The following is a 2,089-nucleotide window of genomic DNA, read 5'->3' on the forward strand; positions in this document are numbered from 1 at the left end:
CACGCTGTATAGCGAGGGGAGCAGCCTCGCGCGGCAGTATTCGGAGACTGGGCTGTCCGCCGATCAGGTGACAGGGCTGTTGGCGACAGGGCTCGGCCTAAAAGGTCAGGGGCAGTCGTCTCGCCAGGTCAGCGGTGAACTCAATGCCCGTCTGCAGAACCAGTACGAGGTGACCGATCAAGTCGCGCAGCAACTCTCCGATGAGATCACGCAGCGTATGACATCGGACTCGGGCTTCCAGTCGAGCCTCGCCGAGTCCGTCAGGCAGGATGCACAGCAGGGCAACCGCAGTGTGTTCACCGAAGGACTCAGCCGCCAGGACAGTGCTCAGCTACAAGAGAGCGCTTCCGATGTGGTCCAGGACAGCCGCGCCCATCAGCGTGCCGAACGGCTGTCGCAGTCGGCCGCAGCCTCCGGCAGCTATCGCGCGGCCGAGGTGGGTCAGCGTCTGGCCAGCCAGCCCGCGTTGGCCCAGCAGGCCTATGGTGCCATCGATCGGCTTGGGCTGACTGGGGATCACGAACGGGTTGCGAGCTGGTACAACGCCATGGGTGTGTTCGCCAACCCCGAGCAGGCGCGCGCTGCGGCGGCCATGCATCTGCTGGCCGGCTTCGCACAGCCGGAACGCGCACTCAGCGATGGTGAGCGCTTGCAGGCGCGCGAAACCGCGTTCGGCCTCCTGGGCGAGGCCTTCCAGGGGCCTGGTGGGACTGGCGCTGATCCTGAGCCGGTCGGAGGGGTTGGCGGTTTCGGTGCAGGCGAGACGTTCGGATCGACACGCGACCATAGCCATTCGTCTTGATCCCAAGACATTTTCATTCTGCCCAAGCGGAATTGAACAGGTCCACAGTTGTCTGAAGAGCATGACCCACCCAAGTCAATGGAGGCGACCATGAAACCAGCCTGGCTCGACGATGCCCGTTTGATCCCCGATGAGGTCATGAGCTACCTGCGCATGATCGCGGTGCATGCCGTGCGCGACAACGGCTTCAGTCCCGAAGATGTCAGTGAGCTGCTCGGCATCAGCCGCAGCAGTGTGTATGCCTGGCTCAAGCGCTTCAAGAGCGAGGGCTACGCGGGACTCGAGACCAAGAAAGCCCCCGGCGCGGAGCCGGTGGTGACCGCAGAGATGGATGCCTGGCTCAAGCAGACGGTCTTGGAGACGACGCCCGAGGCGTTTGGCTACGACACCCCCTTGTGGACCTGCGCCTTGCTCGCCGAGGTGTTGGCCGAGCGCTTTGGCGTCGAGGTCGGCGGAGCCACCATCAATGCCCACTTGCACCGCTTGGGCCTGAGCGTGCAGAAGCCGACCTATCGCGCCACGGAACAAGACCCCGAGGCCGTCGCGCGCTTCGTCAACGAGACCTTCCCCAAGCTGCAACGCTTCGCTCAAGCCATCGGGGCGGACATCGCCTTCGAAGACGAGGCCGGCGTCGACCTGCGCGAGCGCTCCGGAACCACCTGGGGCGCACGGGGAGAGAGCCCGAGCGTCGCTGTGACCGGTCGCCGTGGCCACCTCAACATCCTGTCGACGGTCAGTGCGCAAGGCGAGCTGCGCTATCACGTCACCGAGGGCCGGATCAACTCCGAGGTCTATATCGACTTCCTCAAACAGCTCATCAAAGGACGCACCCGCCCCCTGATCCTTGTCGTCGACGGCGCCTCCTTCCATCGCTCCAAACAGGTGCGCCTTTTCATCGCCCAACACCGGCATCGCATCCGCCTCAAAGTCCTTCCGGCCTACACGCCGGAGCGCAATCCCGATGAACATGTCTGGGAAGACCTCAAGGACAAAACGCTCGGGCGTCAGGTCATCAAAAACAAACGTGATCTCAAACAGCGTGTGCACAGTGCACTGCGCTCATTACAGAAACGCACGCACCGGGTTCTATCATTTTTCCAACTCCCTGAAACGCAATATGCTGCCGAATTCTAAGGTCCGGATATCTCATTAAATGGCTACAGGTGATGAGCGCGGGACTGTTTGATCCCCGCGCGGCGGCGGCTGGGTTGGGCAATGGGGCCGGAGCAATCAGCACTGGCGCAGCGGGCGTCGATGCCTTCCATGCCGGTGCGCAGGCGCGGTTTG

General features: G+C 63.1%; 1 protein-coding gene and 1 pseudogene. Both read left to right on the forward strand.

All coding sequences use genetic code 11. From position 1 onward, the window contains the following. Positions 1-802: pseudogene (locus tag VBE63_RS27980) on the forward strand (muramidase); the annotation flags it as partial. Positions 803-892: 90 nt separating this feature from the next. Next, on the forward strand, positions 893-1,936 hold the full coding sequence (locus VBE63_RS27985; protein WP_323686265.1) for an IS630 family transposase: 1,044 nt from the start codon (positions 893-895) through the stop codon (positions 1,934-1,936). The last annotated feature ends 153 nt before the right edge of the window (positions 1,937-2,089 follow it).

It is taken from the genome of Lamprobacter sp., assembly GCF_034860625.1.
Lineage (GTDB): Bacteria > Pseudomonadota > Gammaproteobacteria > Chromatiales > Chromatiaceae > Lamprobacter.

What these genes read in the sequence shown, in the direction of transcription:
- VBE63_RS27985 (WP_323686265.1), top strand. Translation starts at nt 893, where the DNA reads ATGAAACCAGCCTGGCTCGACGATGCCCGTTTGATCCCCGATGAGGTC.